Raw genomic sequence first — 17,060 nt, forward strand, 5'->3', positions numbered from 1 at the left:
CGAAGCGCGGCGGACTATAGCGGGCGGCCCGTCATGGTCAACCCGCACGGGCGGGATGTCCCGCGCCCCGGCAGCGGAATTTCCGGTGGGCGTGACCCCGAGGACGACGCAAGGCCGTTGCCGTCCGTATGGCAGTCACGGAAGAGTTTGCCCGGCGGCGGCAGCCGCTGCCACCGTCCCCAAGCCTGGCCGCGGCTGCGGCAACCTACTTCGAGACGGAGGCGCGAGCGTAACGGTATTGTCCGGTTCGTCGATCTCGATGACGTACATGAACGCAGGCTGCTCAATCCGAGCCTTTTCTTTTCCGATGAGCTGCAGGCGGCGATGACCCAGTGGGGCCTGCGCGTTCCCATGCATCACCGACTGAACGCGATCTGACCGCGGCGGACGGTGGCCGTCACGGTCAACCCGCGCGGATGTGATTGTCCCGCGCCTCGACAGCGGTATTTTCACGCGATACGACCGCAATCGACGACCTTGGAGCAGGGCCCATGACCCTCCCGAACGATGCTCGCAGGAGGACCGACGTGACGATTGCCACCGCCCATCCGTCGCATGCTTCCGCCGCCGGCAATCCGGCGCTGACCTCGGCGCTGGCGATTGCCGTGATCGCGGCGGCGACCCTGGCCGGCGCCTGGTTCTTCCAGCTCGTGCTGGAGATCATGCCCTGTCCGCTCTGCCTCGAGCAGCGCTATGCCTATTACCTCGCGGTGCCGCTCGGCGCCGTGGTGGCGCTCGCGGCCGCCCGCGACGCGCCGCGTCCGGTGCTGCTCGCGGGCCTTGTGATCCTCGGCCTCGCCGCGCTCGCCAATGCCGGGCTCGGCACCTATCACGCCGGTGTCGAATGGGGGTTCTGGCCGGGGCCGACCGATTGCACCGGCCCGATGGTGGATTTCGGCAAGGCCGGCTCGCTGCTGGACCAGCTCGACAAGGTCAAGGTGGTGCGCTGCGACGAGGTGCAGTGGCGCTTCCTCGGCATTTCGCTCGCCGGCTACAACGCGCTGATCTCGCTCGTGATGGCCGCGATCGCCGGTTGGGGCGTGATGAAGGCCGCGAGGGCCTGAGGTCGGGCCGTACGGTTTTCCCGTTATCCGTCATGCCCGCGCAAAGGCTTCGCCTTTGCCGCTGGAGGAGGCCGCGAAGCGGCCCTCTCGAAGCATGGACGGGCACCAGCCGGGCCGTTCATCCTTCGAGACGCGCGGAGCCTGTCATCGGGCCGCGCTTCGCGCGGACCCGGTGGCGCTCCTCAGAGTCTGACTCATAAATCACCCAACCTTAGCTGCAGCCGCGAGTCTGCGGGTCAGGAGCCTGATGTGTGCAATCAGCAGCCAGGCAGCTTCGGTTGCCACCGTCGCCTCGAAGTCCTTGGCGAGGCGGCGGCATCTGCCGAACCAAGCGAATGTGCGTTCAACCACCCACCGCCTCGGCAGAAGCTGGAAGCCTTTGACGCCTTGAGGCCGCTCGACGATCTCGACAGTCCATGGACCGCAGTCTGAGAGCGCGTCGAGGAGTTGATTTCCGCGGTAGATCCGGTCGGCAAAGACGTGGCGCAGCCGGGGGAAGTTCATCCGCACGTTCTTCAGCAGCGGTACGGCGCCATGGCAGTCCTGAACGTTGGCCGGATGAACATGAACCCCAAGGAGGAGGCCATTGGTATCCGTCACGATGTGCCGCTTGCGGCCGTAGATGCGCTTGCCTGCATCGTAGCCGCGCGGTCCGCCAGCTTGCGTGGTTGGCGCACTTTGACTGTCGATCACGGCTGCCGTCGGCTTCGGTGTCCGTCCAAGCTTTTTTCGCGCCCGTCGGACAAGCACGCTGACAATCCTCTGCCACCGGCCTGCATCTATAAAAATAGCCCTGCACCGTCGAATAGGGCGGGAACTCCTGCGGCAACGCCCGCCACTGGCAGCCGGTCGAAACGATATAGAGGATCGCTTCGATCACACGACGCAGCTCCGTCTTACGCGGCCGGCCGCGCCGGTTCGCTCGCGGCAACAGGCGTCTGATCACCGCCCACTCCGCATCGGTCATATCGCTTGCATAACGCAGATCGTCCCGCCGATATTGCTCCCGAGTGATCTTGGTCCAGGGCATCGTGCTCTCCCTCGAATCTTTGCAAATCCGATGGAATCACACCCCACTGAGATCACTCACCCATTTTTCAGTCAGGCTCTCAGGATGACGGGACAAAGGGGGCCTAATCGTCGACGTCGTCCTGCGGCCGGCCGAACAGATGGATGATGCCCGGCGTCGAGATGGTGACGAACAGGAAGCGCGACAGATGATGCGCGCCGACGAAGATCGGGTCGATGTGCAGCGTCAACGCCAGCGCCAGCATCGCGTCCATCGCGCCCGGCGCGAAGGCGACCACGACGTCCGCGAGCCGCACATGGGTGGTGAAGCCGATCACCGCGACGAACACGGCCGAGATCAGGATGGCAATCGCAAACGAGCCGAGCCCGGCATTGACGTGACTGAGCAGCGTCGAGGTCTTCATCCGCGCGAAGCGGGTGCCGATGATGGCGCCGATGCCGACCAGCGCGACGTTGCGGAGCCAGGGCGGCAGGCCGCCATCGACCAGCCCGGAGCCGTGCAGCAGGCTGGAGGCGAGCATCGCGCCGAACATCCAGCTGGCGGGGAATTTGATCCAGCGCAGCAGCAGCGAGACGCCGATCGATAAGGCGACCAGCGCGACGAGGCCGAACGGCGAGGCGACTGAGGTTGGCAATGGCGGCGGCGCTGCATGCGTCACCCCGGTCAGCGCCAGCACCAGCGGCAGCGCCGCGGTCAAGATGATCACGCGCATGGTCTGCACCACCGCGATCGCCGCGACGTCGGCGCCCTTTTCCGCGGCGAGGATCGTGATCTGCGACAGCGCGCCCGGGCTGCCGGCAAGGAAAGCCGAGGTCTGGGTCCCAGCCATGGATGCGTTGCAGATAGAGGCTCGAGCCGAAGGTCGAGCAGAACGTCGCCAGGGCCAGCAGGCCGATGGTGAGCGGATAGGAGCTCATGTGCTGCAGCAATTGCTGCGACATCAGCGAGCCGAGGGAGATGCCGAGCAACAGCAGCACCGATTGCGTCAGCACCGCCGGCACCGCGAGCGGCCGTCCGGCCAATGCGGCGATCCCGACCGCGACCATCGCCCCCGAGATCAGGCCGCCCGGCAATTCTGCCCACAGAAACAGCAAGCCGCCGACGGTGCCGATGACGAGGGTCTCGAGCCCGTTCAGGACTTTGCTGCGGTCGGGAATGGCCGTTGCCATCGAAGCGCGGATCAGGGTCACGCCGCCTTATGGCAAATTCGCGTGAACGCGACAAATGCATCTCGCGATTGCAGCATTGCGCCGCGGCTCGCCCGGCGCACGGATTTTTCACCCTTCGAAACGCGCCGGGGATTGCGATCAGTGTCGCCACAAACTCGTCATGACCGGGCAGAAGCGCGAAGCGCGTGTTCGCGCAGGTGTCCCGGCCATCCACGTCTTTTCCACGTGCCAGCCAACACCCATGATGCCCGGCATAAGGCCGGGCATCACGGGTTCGTCGAGCGATCGAGCGCATTTGCGATTGCCCTCCCCGATGGGGAGAGCGAATCGCATCAAGCCTGTCCGGACGTTACTTCGTCGCCGCGGGCGCAGCGGCGGCGCCGTCCGACTTCTCCTTCTTGCACTCGGAGCGGAATTTCTTGCGCTCCTTGCCGTGCAGCCCCTTGGCGTCGGCTTCCTTCGAGCATTCCAGCGACTGGGCGGTGCGCGGCTTCTTCTCGGCCGGCGCCTTGGTCTCGGCCTTCGGAGCGGCGTCCTTGGCGGCGGGCGCGGCCGTTTGCGCGAAAGCTCCGCCCATCAGCAGCAGGGAGGCCAGGGCGGTTGCGGACGCGAGCGTGGAAATCGTCTTCATGGGGCACCTCGTGAGGTAAAGAGGGCCGAAACGTCGCGCGACGATGCTGAACCGTGGATGAACATGCAGCGGTCCCGCCGCCACAATATTTTAACGCACAGGCGCGCTGGCGCGTTGTCGCAAGTCGGGGTTGAGCTAGGATAATGGTCTTACGCCAATGCTCCCCACGGGAAACCAACGGGAAACCAGGGATGACGGGAGACCAGGGATGACCATTCAGACCAGATTGTTGTGCGTGCTTGCGGTGTCGGGCTTTGCAGCCTTTGCGGCGAGCGCGCCGGCGCAGGCCCTGACCGCGCAGGAATGCAGCGCCAAGTACCAGGCGGCCAAGTCGGCCGGCACCCTCGGCGGCCAGAAGTGGAATGATTTCCGCAAGGCGCAGTGCGGAGCCGACGCGACCCCGGCTGCGGCGCCCGCCGCTCCGCCGCCGGCAGCCGCCGCGCCCGCTCCGGCCGCGCCGAAGGAAGCCAAGCAGGCGCCCGCCGCGGCACCGGCGGCGCCGGCAGGACCCGCCGTATTTCCGAACGCCATCGATCCCAAATACGCCAAGGAGTCCGAAGGCAAGGGACGCATGCACACCTGCGTCGACCAGTACAACGCCAACAAGGCCACCGGCGGCAATGGCGGCCTGAAGTGGATCCAGAAGGGCGGCGGCTATTACAGCGAATGCAACAAGCGCCTGAAGGGCGCCTGAGCGAGCCGACCGAGTTTGGCGAGCGGCCGGCGTAAGCCGGCCGCTTTCCGTTTACACCGGCTCTATTGGCTGCAACTCTCTCTACGGGTTTTCCGTCAGCAGCTTGTCCGCCGACTGCGCCAGCAATTGCGCGCGCTTGCGCGGGCCGCGCTCGAGAAACAGCAGGCTCTGGCCGAAGATGAAGCAGTAGAACAGGAAGGCCTGCGCATCGGCCTCTTCAGTCGGCAGCCCGGTGGCGCGATAGAGCTGGGCGACATTCTTCAGCCGCGCGGCATCGACGCTCGCGGCGGCGGCGGCAGCGGCCTCATCGGTGCGCGCCCATTGCCGGATCGCGAGCTCGACCGCCATCGCCTCGGTGTTCATGCGCTCCGAATACAGCGTGATGATCGCCTTCAGCCGCTCGCGCGCGCTGGCGCCGTCGAGCGCGGTGTGCTTCTCGATCGATGCGATGCGGCCGTCGCGCCAGCGCGTCAGCATGGCCTCGAGCAGCGCGGCGCGATCCCTGAAGCGGCGGTAGAAGCCGCCCTTGGTGACGCCGAGATTCTTCGCCAGTACCTCGACCCGCACGCCGTCGACGCCGCTATGCGCGAGTTCGGCGAAGCCGGCCGCGACCCAGACGTCGCCTTTGCTTTCAGTCATGCGATCTCCGCGCATCCATAGTGCGCGATGGGATCGTCATCGCGCATTAATCGCTTGTTTGTGCATGATCTCCGCGCAAACGCGTTGCGTTTGTCGCGAGGGAAAACCGCTTCGCACTTTTCCGGATCATGCTTTGATACGGTACCGTATTGCTAGCCTGCTTCGTCCCTGATACGCTACCGTATCAAAAATCGAAGGAGGGATCCGATGGAGGGCGAGGCGACCTATCGCGGCACGGTCTATCCCTGGCACTGCGACCATATCGGCCACATGAACGTCATGTGGTATGTCGGCAAATTCGACGAGGCGAGCTGGAACATGTTCGCGCGGCTCGGCCTGACGCCGAGCTATCTGCGCGAGTCCGGCCGCGGCATGGCCGCCGTGCAGCAGAACATCTCCTACAAGCGCGAGCTGCTCGCCGGCGACCTCGTCGAGGTCAAGAGCCGGCTGGTCGAGTTCCGCGACAAGTCGATCCGTATCCTGCACGAGATGCGCAATGCGGAGACCGGCGAGATCGCAGCGACCTGCGAGATCGCGGCCGTGCATATCGACCGTGCCGCGCGCAGATCGACGCCGTTTGCGCCGGCGATCCGCTACGCGGCGATGCCGCATCTTGTGCCGTCCGAGCCCGCAATCGCGTAACCGCCATGCCCCGCTTCGAGCCGAAGAATCCCGATTACCGTGCGGTCGCGACCGATACATTCGCACGCCAGCGCGCGATGCAGACGCTTGGTATCTCAATCGCGCGGATGGAGCCCGGCGAGGTCGATCTCGCGATGCCCTACGCGCCGGAATTCTGCCAGCAGAACGGCTTCGTGCATGCCGGAATCATCACCGCGGGCCTCGACAATGCCTGCGGCATCGCCGCCTTCACGCTGATGCCCGAAGGCTCCGACATCCTCACCGTGGAGTTCAAGACCAACCTGCTGGCGCCGGCGCGCGGCGAGCGGTTCGTGTTCCGCGGCGTCGTGGTCAAGCCCGGCCGCACGCTGACCGTCTGCGACGGCCGCGCCTATGCGATCCAGGACGGCGCCGAGACGTTGGTCGCGACCATGAGCGGCACGCTGATGGCGCTGGCACGGCGGGAGTCGTAGAAGGCTAACTCTCTCCCCGTCACCCTGAGGTGCGAGCCTTGCGGCGCAAGGCACACACCTCGGGAGGACGGAGCTGGTCGAAGCGCGTGTTGCTTTCGCAGGGACGACGATTGTGGATGCAGGCCGCGCCACACACCCCGTGTCGTCCTGGCGAAAGCCAGGACCCAATACCCCGAATCTCAATTGTTGCGCTGGCTGGGGCCACGATCCCGGTCATCACCGAGCGCGGTGGTTATGGGTCCCTGCTTTCGCAGGGACGACAAGCGGGGATGACGGTCTGAGAAAGTGTGACGGATTTGAAGGCGGCGGCGCCCAAGATCTGCGCATGCATCCAAGACCCACGCATTGACAAGGTCCCGCCACACCGACCTGATAGGCGGATGTCTCGCGTGAGCTTCCTGCCATGATCGCCAGCCTCAGCCTGATCCTGCTCTGCCAGCTGGTCGGCGAGGTCGCCGTGCGCGCGCTGGCGGTACCGGTGCCGGGCCCGGTGGTTGGCCTCGTGCTGCTGCTGTTGCTGCTGTTGGCGCGCGACCGCTTTCCGGCGCTGGCGCGCGGGCCGCTCGGCGATGACGGCGTCGAGAGCGCGAGCCGCGGCATGCTTGCCAATCTCTCGCTGCTGTTCATTCCGGCCGGCGTCGGCGTGGTGCAGAAGCTCGATCTGCTCGCCGAGCACGGTATCGCGGTCCTAGTGATCCTCGCGGTGTCCGTCATCGTCACCCTGCTGGCGACGGTTGCGACCTTCGTTGCGGCGAGCAGCCTGCTTTCGAGCGAGGAGGAGAGGCCGTGAACGACAATTCGTTCTCGCTCTGGGTCTATCTCTCGCAGTCGCCGCTGCTCTGGCTGACGGTGACGCTGTTGACCTATGCGGCGGCCGACGCGGTGTCGCTGAAGACGAGGCGGCACCCGCTCGCCAATCCCGTGCTGCATTCGGTGTGGATCATCGGCGTATTCCTGCTGCTGACCGGGACCTCCTACACCACCTATTTTGCCGGTGCGCAGTTCGTGCACTTCCTGCTCGGGCCGGCGACGGTGGCGCTCGCGGTGCCGCTCTACGAGAATCGCCGGCGGGTCGCGGCGGCGATCCTGCCGATGCTGGTTGCGCTCGCGATCGGCTCGCTGACGGCGATCGTCTCGGTGGTGCTGCTGGCGCAGGCGTTCGGGCTGCCGCGCGACGTCATCCTGTCGCTGGCGCCGAAATCGGTCACCGCCGGCGTCGCGATGGGCATCAGCGAATCCCTGCATGCCGATCCCTCGCTGACCGCGGTGTCGGTGATCCTCACCGGCATCATGGGGGCGATCATCGTCACGCCCCTGATGAACTTCACCGGCATCACGGACTTCCGTGCCCGTGGCTTTGCGGCGGGCATCGCCGCCCATGGCATCGGCACCGCGCGCGCCTTCCAAGTCGACGAGGTCGCCGGCGTCTTCGCCGGGATCGCGATGAGCCTGAATGCGCTGGTCACCTCGCTGCTGGTGCCGCTGGCTGTGACATATCTGCTGCGCTGAGCGTGATCCGGAAAAGTGGGAACCGGTTTTCCCTCGCGACAAACGCAACGCGTTTGCGTGGAGATCATGCTGATATAGAGAGTTCGGCTGCAGGGCAGTTTTGTGCTATTGGTATGGCGTTGAGCAGCAAATCCTTCTAGGGTCGCCGGCTCAAACGCGAGTCTGTTCCCCTTGGTCTTCTCCGCAACTCAAAGCGTGCTTGGGCTGGCATCGGGCATGCTGGTCGGTTTTTCGCTGGGCCTGGTCGGCGGCGGCGGCTCGATCCTTGCCGTGCCGTTGATGGTCTACGTGGTCGGCGTGCCGGAGCCGCATGTCGCGATCGGCACCTCGGCGATCGCGGTCGCCGCCAACGCCGCGGTCAATCTCTCCAACCACGCCCGCGGCGGCACCGTGATCTGGTCCTGCGCGCTGGTGTTCGCGCTGTCGGGCATGCTGGGCGCATTCGGCGGCTCCATCCTCGGCAAGATGCTGGAGGGGCAGAAGCTGCTCGCGCTGTTCTCGCTGGTGATGCTGGTCATCGCGGGCCTGATGCTGAAGAACCGCGCGCGGGTCGGGCTGACCGACGTCAAGATCTCGATGTCCAACATGCCCGCGATCATCGGCCTCGGACTTGCCACCGGAACCATGTCCGGCTTCTTCGGCATCGGCGGCGGCTTCCTGATCGTGCCGGCGCTGATGCTGGCGACCGGGATGCCGATCATGAACGCGGTCAGTTCCTCGCTGGTGGCCGTCACCGCGTTCGGCATGACCACGGCCCTGAGCTATGCGTGGTCCGGGCTGGTGTCGTGGGGCCTGGCGGGGCTATTCGTCGCCGGCGGCATCGCGGGCGGCCTGCTCGGCACAAGCAGCGCCCGCCACCTGTCGGAACGGCGCGGCGCGCTTAATATCGTGTTTGCGACTGTGATTATCGTGGTGGCGATCTATATGCTGCTGCGTAACATCAATGTGTCCTGAACGAAGAAGGGCGCAGAGCTCTTGCGAAAGCCAGCCATGAACCAAATGACGAAATCGCCCCTGATCAACGCCGGTGCCACCCGCCGCGGCGCGCTCGGCCTGTTCGGTGCCGGCATCGCGCTCATGGCCGCGGGCGCCGCACGCGCCGAGGACGACAATGTCCTGACCGAGGAGCAGGTGCTGCGCGATCCGGATATTCCTGACATCGGCAACCCCAAGGGCGACATCACCATCGTCGAATGGTTCGACTACAACTGCCCCTATTGCCGCAAGCTCGCGCCGGAGCTGCGCCAGGTGGTGCAGGACGACGGCAAGGTCCGCCTCGTGCTGAAGGATTGGCCGATCCTCGGACCGGTCTCCAAGGTCGCGGCGCGGATGGCGCTGGCGGCGAAGTACCAGAACAAGTTCGACGTCGCGCATGAGGCGATGATCTCGGTCAATTCGCGCATCACCGAGCCGCGCATCGCCGAATTGCTCTCGGGCGCCGGCCTCGACATGGACCGCCTGAAGAAGGATCACGACGCCAACGCCAAGGCGATCGATGCGATCCTTTCCCGCAACAACGAGCAGGCGCTGGCGTTCGGCTTCAACGGCACGCCGTCATTCATCGTCGGCAAGTACCGCGTACCAGGCGTGCTCAGCATGGATCAGTTCGAGCAGGTGATCGCCGACGCCCGCAAGGCCAATATGGGTCGCAAGACCGAGCAGAATTGATCGCGCTTCCTGCAACGAAAATGGCCTCTCCGGCGAGAGGCCATTTGCTTTTGTGTCGGCTTGAAAACAATCGTTACTTCGCCGCGATCTTGTCCCACTGCTCGCGGGTGCGCGTCTTCAGCAGGTTCCAGTCATGCGCTGCGACGTCCCAATTGACGATGGTGCGCGTGTCCTGCGCCACCTCGCCATTGGCGACGCTCGATGTCCGCATGGAATCGTAGACGTAGACGCCGCATATCAGCAGCAGCGCGCCCAAAATCATGCCGAAAAAGGTCCGCATCGCTCAATCCCTCCGGTGTCGGAAGCATAACGTCGCCGGGCTCGCTGTGGTTCCGGCGATCGATCAACTGCGCGCGAACGCCCGCATCACGTAATCGATGAACACGCGCACGCGCGGCGAGAGCTGGCGGTTGCGCGGATAGAGCAGGTTTACCGGCACCGATGGCGGCGGGCATTGCTGCAGCACCGGGATCAGCGTGCCGTTTGTCAGATCGGCTTCGGCGTGGAAGCGCGGCACCTGCACGAGGCCGAGGCCGAGTTTGGCGCTCGCCAGGTAACTCTCGGGGCCGGTCACCGACATCGGCGCCGGCAGCGGAAACTGCTTCAGCGCGCCGTCGATCACGAACTCGATCGGCCGCAGGCGTCCGGTCGTCAGCGAGCGGATGCCGATCATGCGATGGCCATCGAGTGCGAACGGGTCGACCGGTGTGCCGAAACGCGCAAGGTAATCCGGCGTCGCGCAAGTCAGCCGCTCCAGCATCGTGACCTGCCGCGCGATCATGTCGCTGTCGGGCAGCTTGCCGAAGCGCAGCACGCAGTCGACGCCTTCGCGGATCAGATCGACCCAGCGGTCGCTCTCGCTCATGTTGATCTCGATATCAGGATATTCGGCGAGGAAGCCCGGCAGGTTCGGCAGCAGGAAGTGCCGCGCCAGTGTGCCCTGCACCTCGAGCCGCAGCAGCCCCTTCGGCCGCGCGCCGCCGAACGCGCCCTCGGCGTCTTCGAGGTCCGCGATCAGCGACAGGCAGCGGCGGTAGTGCGCCTCGCCATCGAGCGTCGGGCGGACCGTGCGCGTGGTGCGCTCGAGCAGCCGCACGCCGAGCCGCGCCTCCAGCCCCTTCACCGCGTCCGTCACCGTCGAGCGCGGCAGCCCCAGATCCTCGGCGGCGAGCGAAAAGCTGCGCCGCTCGACCACCCGGGTGAACACGCGCATCGCGTCGAAACGGTCCATCTATTATCCGGTATTAACGAATAGTGATGTCGGATCATGTACGATTATCCGGCAGGTGCCAAGACATAGTGTCCTCCCAACGAACGCGGCGCGGCCGCACAACCTGATGGGAGACTGAAAATGACCAACCAAACCAACAAGGTAGCTCTGGTGACGGGTGCCTCGCGCGGGATCGGCGCGGCGGTGGCCGAACGCCTCGCCAAGGACGGCTTCACCGTCGTCGTCAACTACTCCGGCGACGCCAAGTCCGCCCAGGCGGTGGCCGACAGGATCGAGGCCGCCGGCGGCCGGGCACTGACCGCGAAGGCCGATGTCAGCGATGCCCACGCGGTGCGCGGCATGTTCGACGCGGCGGAAGCCGCCTTCGGCGGCGTCGACGTGCTGGTCAACAATGCCGGCATCATGAAGCTCGGCAAGATCGCCGACAGCGACGATGCCGCGTTCGACCAGCAGGTCGCGGTCAATTTGAAGGGCAGCTTCAACACCATGCGCGAGGCGGCGCGCCGCCTGCGCAACGGCGGACGCATCGTCAACTTCTCAACCAGCGTCGTCGGCACCAAGCTCGAGACCTACGGCATCTATGTCGCGACCAAGGCCGCGATCGAGTCGTTGACGGCGATCCTGTCCAAGGAGTTGCGCGGCCGCGGCATCACGGTGAATGCGGTCGCGCCCGGGCCGACCGCGACCGACCTGTTCCTGCACGGCAAGTCGGACGAATTGATCGACCGCTTCGCCAAGATGGTGCCGCTGGAGCGGCTCGGCACGCCCGATGACATCGCCAATGTCGTGTCGTTCCTCGCCGGCCCCGACGGCTCCTGGATCAACGGCCAGGCGCTCCGCGCCAATGGCGGCCTGGTCTGACGCCCGCACATCTCCAACCCAACTCGCATTCAACCGACTTCACAAGGATACGTGTCATGAAACAGGTCATCGTCATCACCGGCGCTTCGAGCGGCTTCGGCCGCCTCACCGCCAACGCGCTCGCCAGGGCCGGCCACACCGTCTATGCCTCGATGCGCCACACCACCGGCCGCAACGCCTCCGCGGTCGCCGATATCGAGGAGTTCGCGCGCGACAACAAGGTCGACCTGCGCGCGCTCGAGCTCGATGTCGGCTCGCAGGCGTCGGTCGATGCGGCGATTGCGCAGATCGTCGCCGAGGAAGGCCGCCTCGACGTCGTGATGCACAATGCCGGCCACATGGTGTTCGGCCCGGCGGAGGCGTTCACGCCCGAGCAGCTTGCCGAGCTCTACGACGTCAACGTGCTGTCGACACAGCGCGTCAATCGCGCGGCGCTGCCGCAACTGCGCAAACAGGGCAGGGGACTCGTGGTCTGGGTGTCGAGCAGCTCTTCGGCCGGCGGCACACGCCGCCCTATCTCGCGCCGTATTTCGCGGCCAAGGCCGGCATGGATGCGATGGCCGTGATCTATGCCCGGGAGCTTACGCGCTGGGGCATCGAGACCTCGATCATCGTGCCCGGCGCCTTCACCGGCGGCACCAACCACTTTGCGCATTCCGGCCGTCCCGCCGACGAGGCCCGCGTCGCCGAATATGAGGCTGGTCCCTATGCCGGCTTCGGCGAGGAGATCATGAAGGCGTTCGCGGCGATCGTGCCCGAGGATGCCGACGCCTCGTCGGTCGCCGACGCGATCGTCAAGGTCGTCGATACGACGTTCGGCAAGCGGCCGTTCCGCGTCCACATCGATCCGACGCAGGACGGCGCCGAAGTCGCATTCGGCGTGATCGACCGCGTCCGCAACGAGATGCTGCACCGGGTCGGCTTCTCCGACCTGCTCAAGCCGCGAGTGAACGGGTAATCTTCTCCCCGCAACGTCATTGCGAGGAGCGACAGCGACGAAGCAATCCATCTGCCCGCGTGCTCGGTGACAATAGATTGCTTCGCTTGGCTCGCAATGACGGGATACGATCCCTCAGGTGCTGTCGGCTCGCTCACCATTCATCCACTGCATGATCTCCGCATTGATCTCGCGCGGATAGGTGTGGCTGAGATCGTCGATCTCGCGATAGGTCACCCTCGCGCCGGCGGCCGACAGCAGGCCTTGGGTCTGCCGCGCGGTCTGCACCGGGAACATCCAGTCGAGCCGGCCGTGGGTGATGAAGATCGGCAAGCCGCGCAGCCGTTCCGCGTCGGCGATCTCCGCCATCAGCGGATGGAAGGTCGCGGCAACGGGCGCCAGATGCGTGAAGCGCGAGGCGCCGTCGAGCCCGCTCACATAGCTGAAGGTGCCGCCGTCGCTCATGCCGGTGAGCAGCGTGCGCGTCTCGTCGACCGTCCAGTGCGCGCGCACCTGGTCGATGATGCGGTTCAGGTTCGGCGTGTCGGTGTCCTCGCCCATCAGCGCCCAGGTCTGGCCGGTCGCGGTCGGCGCCACCAGGATGGCGCCGCGGCTGCGCGCATCGCGCAGCCAGCTCCACAGGAAGCCGCGGCCATTGCCGCTGCCGCCATGCAGCGCCATCACCAGCGGCCAGGCGCGGTCGGGCGTGTAATACTCCGGCACGTACATCGAGAAGCCGCCGCGGCTGCCCGGCTCGTTGCGCTCGTGGAAGATTCCGGTGTCGGCGTTGGGCTTGGCCGCGAGCTTCGCCTGCAGCTCGGTATCCTCGCGCAGATCGGGCGCGATGAAGAAGCCGCTGACCGGCGGCAACTCGGTCAAGGGATAGAGCGCCTCCTGCGCCCGCGGCAGATAGCGCAGCGCGCGGAATACGTTGACCAGATCGCCTTCGCCGTTCTGCACAGCGCGCAGCCCTGCGTAGCCGGCGAGCGCCGGTTCGATCGCGGCTTCCAGCGCGGTCTTGATGTGCGCGAATCTCTCCGGCCAGTCGGCGAGCCGCGGCCGCACCGCCTGCAAGGCCTCCTCCGGCTCGCCCGCAATCTGCATCACGCGATCGAAGTCCGGCGGATTGAGGTTGCGCGCGACGAAGGACAGCGATTCCAGCGTCTGCAACAGCGGCGGCAGCACGGCCACGATGTCGTCAACCACCGCCTCGCTCATCGCCGCTGCTTCTTCCCTTTGCCTCAATGAAGCCGCGGCGCCTTCAACAGCTTTATGCGGTCGATCGAGGTCAGCGTGACGTCGAAGGTGACGCCCTCGTGATAGATGGTCAGCGGCACGTCGACGCCGGCCGCGCCGAGCGACCAGAGCTTGCGGTAGAAGCCGGCCTGGCTCGTCACCTTGTCGCCGTCGACCGCGAGGATCACGTCGCCGGTCTTCAGTTCGGCGCGCGCCGCCGGTCCCTTGCTGGCGACGCCGACCACCACGAGGCGGTTGTCGATCTCGGTCGTGAACATGCCGAGCCACGGCCGCGCCGGCTTGTCGACCCGGCCGAACTTGCGCAAATCGTCCAGCACCGGATTGAGCAGATCGATCGGCACGATCATGTTGACATGCTCGGCGTGGCCCGAGCGCTCGCGTTCGAGCTGCAGCGAGCCGATGCCGATCAGCTCGCCGGCATTGTTGATCAGCCCGGTGCCGCCCCAGTTCGGATGCGACGGAGAAGTGAAGATCGCCTCGTCCAGCAGATACTCCCAGTAGCCGGCGAATTCCTGCTTCGCCGCGATCTGGCTTGCGACCGAGCGCGTGCGGCCGCCGGCGCCGCCGAGCACCACATTGTCGCCGACCTGCGTCGCCGCGGACGAGCCGATCCGCAGCGGCTCGAGATCGACCCGGCCGAGCGCCTGCACCAGGCCGAAGCCGGATTCGAAATCGAAGCCGAGCGCGTGGCCCTCGACCGCGCGGCCGTCGCCGAGATGCAGCCACACCGTGGCGGCTTCAGTGATCAGATAGCCGATCGTCAGCACCAGCCCGTCGTCGATCAGGACGCCATTGCCGGCGCGCTCGGTGCCGAGCGTCTCGGCGCTGAAAGCATCCGGCGGAATGATCGAGTGCAGCCCGACCACACTCATCAGCGCGCGATCGAGATCGTAGCGGTAATCTTCGGGGCGAGGCTGAAAGGCCGCGGGCACTTTCCATTCGGTCGTGGAGGGCATCAAGGGATCTCCTGGCGTGCAGGGCGCTGGAACCTCAAGGTAGACCGAGGTTCTGCCGGCAGGGAAGATGGAATGATATACCTTGCAGGGCAGCCTGCACAGCTCATGTGGCGTGCAGACCTGCCCCTCGCAAGATAATTGAACCTATTCGGTTTTTGCCGCACGCGCCGGCATGATGCGGAAGGCGCGGTTGTCCTTGATCCACGCGGCGCGCTCGTCGCGCAGCATGGTGCGGCGAACCTTTCCGGAATCGTCGCGCGGCGCGGTGCCGACGCGCTCGAAACTTTCCGGATGCTTGTAGCGGCTGAGCCGGTCCTTCAGGAAATCGCCCATGCCGTCGGCGATCGCTTGCGCATCGGCGCTGTCGGCGAGCTCGAGGATTGCATGCACGCGCTGGCCGAATTCCGGATCGGGCAGTCCGACCACGACGCAGGAGCGCACCTCGGGATGCTCGCTGACCGCGGCCTCGACCTCGGCCGGATAGATGTTGGCGCCGCCGCGCAGAACCATGTCGGCGAGCCGGTCGCCGAGATAGAGATAGCCTTCTTCATCGAGTCGGCCGATGTCGCCGAGCGACTCCCAGCCATCCGGCCGCCGCTTCGGCGTTGCGCCGAGATAGTGATAGGTCGAGCCGGCGCCGTCATTGGGCAGGAAATAGATTTCGCCGGTCTCGCCGGGCGCGACGTCGTTGCCGTCCTCGCCGATGATGCGCAGTTTCGCGGTCTCGCCGATCTTGCCGACCGAGCCCTTGTGCGCCATCCATTCGGTGCCTGAGATCACGCAGGCGCCCTGCCGCTCGGTGCCGCCATAGAGCTCCCAGATCCGCTCGGGGCCGAGCCATTCGATCCATTTCTCCTTCAGCCAGGGCGGCATCGGCGCTGCCATGTGAAACACGATGTTCAGGCTGGAGACGTCGTAGCGGTTGCGCACCTCCTCGGGCAGCGCCCAGATCCGGTGCATCATGGTCGGCACGAAGTTCACCCATTGCACGCGCTCGCGCTCGATCAGCCGCAGCGTCTCCTCGGCGTCGAACTTCACCATGCCGGTGACCCTTCCGCCCCCGAACAGCGCAAAGTGCGAGAGGATGAATGGCGCATTGTGATACAGTGGCCCCGGATTGAGCAGCGAGGTGTCGCGCGCAATGCCGAGCGTCGCCTCGGCCGTGGTCTCGATCACCGCGGGGTTGTGATCGAGGATCACCTTCGGCCGCCCGGTCGAGCCGCCGCTCGTCATCGCCTTCCAGTAGCGCGCGACCGGCGCATCGAGCGGCTCCTCGGAGAATCCGTCCGGCACGAAATTCACCGGCAGCGAATTCGGCGCATTCCAGTCGGCCTCGCCGCCGACCACCAGCGACGGTTTCAGAATCTCGAGCACGGCAGCGGCCTCGCCGCGCGGCAGCCGCCATGACAGCGAGGTCGGCGTCGCGCCGCACTTCCACACCGCGAAGGTCGTCTCGAAGAACGCGTTGCTGTTGGGCAGCCCGATCGCGACGAAGTCGCCGGGCTTGACGCCCTTGGCGGCGAAGGCGCGCGCCCGTGCATTGGCGCGGCGCTCGAGCTCGAGCCAGGTCAGCGCATCCGCGCCATGACTGATGGCGATCGCATCCGTGGGCTTGCGTTCGGCATACCAGCGCGGCACGTCGGCGAGGGGGATCAGCATGGTCGTTTCCGTCGGAAAAGGCGGCTTGAAGCGCTCTTGTTGCAGGGATGTGGCCAAGGCCACGGCCGCCACTTCACCAAGAGTGCAGTCTCCGTGTCAAGCCGATGGCTGCCGACGCGGCCGGTATCCCGCTGATGGAATTGCAGAATCCCTGTTCGCTAAAAGCCCCGTCAAGATTCCGGTAAAGTTCAAGCGATCGCGCTAAGCCAGGCTTTACGGGGGGCCGGCATTGTGGCCGTTGCGGTTCTGTGCCGGGCGCGTCGAGCGACGTGCACGGCGTGCAATGTCTTTCAATGACCAATGGCTTCAAGGACGGCGACGATGGCGAGCAATGGAGCACGGACCAAGGTCAGTCGCGAGCCGCGGCGCCAGCTCAACAATCGTGCGGCCTGGATCACGGTCGACAACGGCGCGACCGAGAGCGAATGCGCCGTGGTCGACATTTCGCCGGGCGGCGCCAAGATCACCACCGAGGTCGAGTTCGAGGTGAATGACCGCCTCGCGCTGACGCTACTCGCTGATCATGCCAAGCGCTATCCGTGCGAGGTGGTCTGGCGTCGCGGCAAGACCTACGGGCTCAAATTCGTGACGGCCGAAGCCGAGCCGGTTGAACCGGCCGCGGAGCCGGCCGGCGCGACCTAGCGCGGCGTTCATCAATCAA

18 protein-coding genes and 3 pseudogenes are annotated in these 17,060 nt (G+C 65.9%); 12 read left to right on the forward strand and 9 right to left on the reverse strand.

What is annotated here, in order from left to right:
• Positions 1–33 precede the first annotated feature (33 nt).
• Together ACVMDN_RS42835 and ACVMDN_RS42840 are read left to right on the forward strand one after the other, a co-directional pair.
• Positions 34–378: a hypothetical protein gene (locus ACVMDN_RS42835; protein WP_158074160.1), complete on the forward strand. Its 345-nt coding sequence runs from the start codon at positions 34–36 to the stop codon at positions 376–378.
• 113 nt (positions 379–491) lie between these two features.
• The gene (locus tag ACVMDN_RS42840; protein WP_076824981.1) at positions 492–1,064 is read left to right on the forward strand and encodes a disulfide bond formation protein B; all 573 of its coding nucleotides are present in this window, start codon (positions 492–494) and stop codon (positions 1,062–1,064) included.
• A gap of 201 nt (positions 1,065–1,265) precedes the next feature.
• On the opposite strand, the pseudogene ACVMDN_RS42845 reads toward ACVMDN_RS42840, so the two are convergent.
• The 3 genes and pseudogenes from ACVMDN_RS42845 to ACVMDN_RS42855 form a co-directional block, all read right to left on the reverse strand.
• Positions 1,266–2,094: pseudogene (locus ACVMDN_RS42845) on the reverse strand (IS5 family transposase).
• A gap of 103 nt (positions 2,095–2,197) precedes the next feature.
• Positions 2,198–3,284, reverse strand: a pseudogene (locus ACVMDN_RS42850) (AbrB family transcriptional regulator).
• A 328-nt stretch (positions 3,285–3,612) separates the two neighbouring features.
• Positions 3,613–3,894 (reverse strand): PsiF family protein, encoded by a 282-nt coding sequence (locus ACVMDN_RS42855; RefSeq protein WP_076824983.1) that lies wholly within the window; start codon positions 3,892–3,894, stop codon positions 3,613–3,615.
• Positions 3,895–4,102: 208 nt separating this feature from the next.
• Here ACVMDN_RS42855 and ACVMDN_RS42860 point away from each other — a divergent pair, with 208 nt between their 5' ends.
• Entirely contained in the window at positions 4,103–4,588 is a 486-nt protein-coding gene (locus ACVMDN_RS42860; protein WP_076824984.1) for a hypothetical protein, read from the forward strand.
• A gap of 81 nt (positions 4,589–4,669) precedes the next feature.
• Here the strand turns inward: ACVMDN_RS42860 and ACVMDN_RS42865 are convergent, their stop codons facing one another.
• Positions 4,670–5,227, reverse strand: a complete 558-nt coding sequence (locus tag ACVMDN_RS42865) for a TetR/AcrR family transcriptional regulator (RefSeq protein ID WP_028342569.1) — start codon at positions 5,225–5,227, stop codon at positions 4,670–4,672.
• Positions 5,228–5,434: 207 nt separating this feature from the next.
• Here ACVMDN_RS42865 and ACVMDN_RS42870 point away from each other — a divergent pair, with 207 nt between their 5' ends.
• The 6 genes from ACVMDN_RS42870 (at position 5,435) to ACVMDN_RS42895 (ending at position 9,498) form a co-directional block, all read left to right on the forward strand.
• Positions 5,435–5,869, forward strand: a complete 435-nt coding sequence (locus ACVMDN_RS42870) for an acyl-CoA thioesterase (protein ID WP_057016296.1) — start codon at positions 5,435–5,437, stop codon at positions 5,867–5,869.
• A gap of 5 nt (positions 5,870–5,874) precedes the next feature.
• Complete coding sequence (locus ACVMDN_RS42875; RefSeq protein ID WP_076824994.1) at positions 5,875–6,321, forward strand: PaaI family thioesterase; 447 nt, start codon at positions 5,875–5,877, stop codon at positions 6,319–6,321.
• A 403-nt stretch (positions 6,322–6,724) separates the two neighbouring features.
• Entirely contained in the window at positions 6,725–7,111 is a 387-nt protein-coding gene (locus ACVMDN_RS42880) for a CidA/LrgA family protein (protein WP_057016185.1), read from the forward strand.
• Positions 7,108–7,830 carry an LrgB family protein gene (locus ACVMDN_RS42885; RefSeq protein ID WP_057016186.1) on the forward strand — a complete coding sequence of 241 codons (723 nt, stop codon included), beginning with the start codon at positions 7,108–7,110 and terminating at the stop codon, positions 7,828–7,830. Before ACVMDN_RS42880 ends, ACVMDN_RS42885 begins: the two co-directional genes overlap by 4 nt.
• 216 nt (positions 7,831–8,046) lie before the next feature.
• Entirely contained in the window at positions 8,047–8,784 is a 738-nt protein-coding gene (locus ACVMDN_RS42890) for a sulfite exporter TauE/SafE family protein (protein ID WP_051003131.1), read from the forward strand.
• 36 nt (positions 8,785–8,820) lie between these two features.
• The gene (locus tag ACVMDN_RS42895; protein WP_194295311.1) at positions 8,821–9,498 is read left to right on the forward strand and encodes a DsbA family protein; all 678 of its coding nucleotides are present in this window, start codon (positions 8,821–8,823) and stop codon (positions 9,496–9,498) included.
• 73 nt (positions 9,499–9,571) lie between these two features.
• On the opposite strand, the gene ACVMDN_RS42900 is transcribed toward ACVMDN_RS42895, so the two are convergent.
• Both ACVMDN_RS42900 and ACVMDN_RS42905 read right to left on the reverse strand, forming a co-directional pair.
• Positions 9,572–9,778 carry a hypothetical protein gene (locus tag ACVMDN_RS42900; protein ID WP_016841536.1) on the reverse strand — a complete coding sequence of 69 codons (207 nt, stop codon included), beginning with the start codon at positions 9,776–9,778 and terminating at the stop codon, positions 9,572–9,574.
• Between the two features lie 63 nt (positions 9,779–9,841).
• Positions 9,842–10,729, reverse strand: a complete 888-nt coding sequence (locus ACVMDN_RS42905; protein WP_076824997.1) for a LysR family transcriptional regulator — start codon at positions 10,727–10,729, stop codon at positions 9,842–9,844.
• A gap of 120 nt (positions 10,730–10,849) precedes the next feature.
• Here ACVMDN_RS42905 and ACVMDN_RS42910 point away from each other — a divergent pair, with 120 nt between their 5' ends.
• Both ACVMDN_RS42910 and ACVMDN_RS42915 read left to right on the forward strand, forming a co-directional pair.
• A complete protein-coding gene (locus tag ACVMDN_RS42910) occupies positions 10,850–11,590 on the forward strand; it encodes an SDR family oxidoreductase (RefSeq protein WP_076824999.1) in 741 nt (246 codons plus the stop codon).
• 56 nt (positions 11,591–11,646) lie between these two features.
• A pseudogene (locus ACVMDN_RS42915) lies at positions 11,647–12,548 on the forward strand (SDR family oxidoreductase).
• Between the two features lie 114 nt (positions 12,549–12,662).
• Here ACVMDN_RS42915 and ACVMDN_RS42920 read toward each other — a convergent pair.
• The 3 genes from ACVMDN_RS42920 to ACVMDN_RS42930 form a co-directional block, all read right to left on the reverse strand.
• Complete coding sequence (locus tag ACVMDN_RS42920; RefSeq protein WP_076825001.1) at positions 12,663–13,745, reverse strand: carboxylesterase family protein; 1,083 nt, start codon at positions 13,743–13,745, stop codon at positions 12,663–12,665.
• Positions 13,746–13,768: 23 nt separating this feature from the next.
• The gene (locus ACVMDN_RS42925) at positions 13,769–14,740 is read right to left on the reverse strand and encodes a S1C family serine protease (RefSeq protein ID WP_057016190.1); all 972 of its coding nucleotides are present in this window, start codon (positions 14,738–14,740) and stop codon (positions 13,769–13,771) included.
• A 144-nt stretch (positions 14,741–14,884) separates the two neighbouring features.
• Positions 14,885–16,399 carry an AMP-binding protein gene (locus tag ACVMDN_RS42930; protein ID WP_076825041.1) on the reverse strand — a complete coding sequence of 505 codons (1,515 nt, stop codon included), beginning with the start codon at positions 16,397–16,399 and terminating at the stop codon, positions 14,885–14,887.
• A 321-nt stretch (positions 16,400–16,720) separates the two neighbouring features.
• On the opposite strand from ACVMDN_RS42930, the gene ACVMDN_RS42935 reads away from it, so the two are divergent.
• A complete protein-coding gene (locus ACVMDN_RS42935; RefSeq protein WP_076825009.1) occupies positions 16,721–17,041 on the forward strand; it encodes a PilZ domain-containing protein in 321 nt (106 codons plus the stop codon).
• Positions 17,042–17,060: the final 19 nt, after the last annotated feature.

It is taken from the genome of Bradyrhizobium sp. USDA 4510 (assembly GCF_054059095.1).

Bases quoted from the DNA above. Each gene is read 5' to 3' on its own strand.
- ACVMDN_RS42835 (WP_158074160.1), top strand. From the start codon at position 34: ATGGTCAACCCGCACGGGCGGGATGTCCCGCGCCCCGGCAGCGGAATT.
- ACVMDN_RS42840 (WP_076824981.1), top strand. From the start codon at position 492: ATGACCCTCCCGAACGATGCTCGCAGGAGGACCGACGTGACGATTGCC.
- ACVMDN_RS42855 (WP_076824983.1), bottom strand. From the start codon at position 3,894: ATGAAGACGATTTCCACGCTCGCGTCCGCAACCGCCCTGGCCTCCCTG.
- ACVMDN_RS42860 (WP_076824984.1), top strand. From the start codon at position 4,103: ATGACCATTCAGACCAGATTGTTGTGCGTGCTTGCGGTGTCGGGCTTT.
- ACVMDN_RS42865 (WP_028342569.1), bottom strand. From the start codon at position 5,227: ATGACTGAAAGCAAAGGCGACGTCTGGGTCGCGGCCGGCTTCGCCGAA.
- ACVMDN_RS42870 (WP_057016296.1), top strand. From the start codon at position 5,435: ATGGAGGGCGAGGCGACCTATCGCGGCACGGTCTATCCCTGGCACTGC.
- ACVMDN_RS42875 (WP_076824994.1), top strand. From the start codon at position 5,875: ATGCCCCGCTTCGAGCCGAAGAATCCCGATTACCGTGCGGTCGCGACC.
- ACVMDN_RS42880 (WP_057016185.1), top strand. From the start codon at position 6,725: ATGATCGCCAGCCTCAGCCTGATCCTGCTCTGCCAGCTGGTCGGCGAG.
- ACVMDN_RS42890 (WP_051003131.1), top strand. From the start codon at position 8,047: ATGCTGGTCGGTTTTTCGCTGGGCCTGGTCGGCGGCGGCGGCTCGATC.
- ACVMDN_RS42895 (WP_194295311.1), top strand. From the start codon at position 8,821: ATGAACCAAATGACGAAATCGCCCCTGATCAACGCCGGTGCCACCCGC.
- ACVMDN_RS42900 (WP_016841536.1), bottom strand. From the start codon at position 9,778: ATGCGGACCTTTTTCGGCATGATTTTGGGCGCGCTGCTGCTGATATGC.
- ACVMDN_RS42905 (WP_076824997.1), bottom strand. From the start codon at position 10,729: ATGGACCGTTTCGACGCGATGCGCGTGTTCACCCGGGTGGTCGAGCGG.
- ACVMDN_RS42910 (WP_076824999.1), top strand. From the start codon at position 10,850: ATGACCAACCAAACCAACAAGGTAGCTCTGGTGACGGGTGCCTCGCGC.
- ACVMDN_RS42920 (WP_076825001.1), bottom strand. From the start codon at position 13,745: ATGAGCGAGGCGGTGGTTGACGACATCGTGGCCGTGCTGCCGCCGCTG.
- ACVMDN_RS42925 (WP_057016190.1), bottom strand. From the start codon at position 14,740: ATGCCCTCCACGACCGAATGGAAAGTGCCCGCGGCCTTTCAGCCTCGC.
- ACVMDN_RS42930 (WP_076825041.1), bottom strand. From the start codon at position 16,399: ATGCTGATCCCCCTCGCCGACGTGCCGCGCTGGTATGCCGAACGCAAG.
- ACVMDN_RS42935 (WP_076825009.1), top strand. From the start codon at position 16,721: ATGGCGAGCAATGGAGCACGGACCAAGGTCAGTCGCGAGCCGCGGCGC.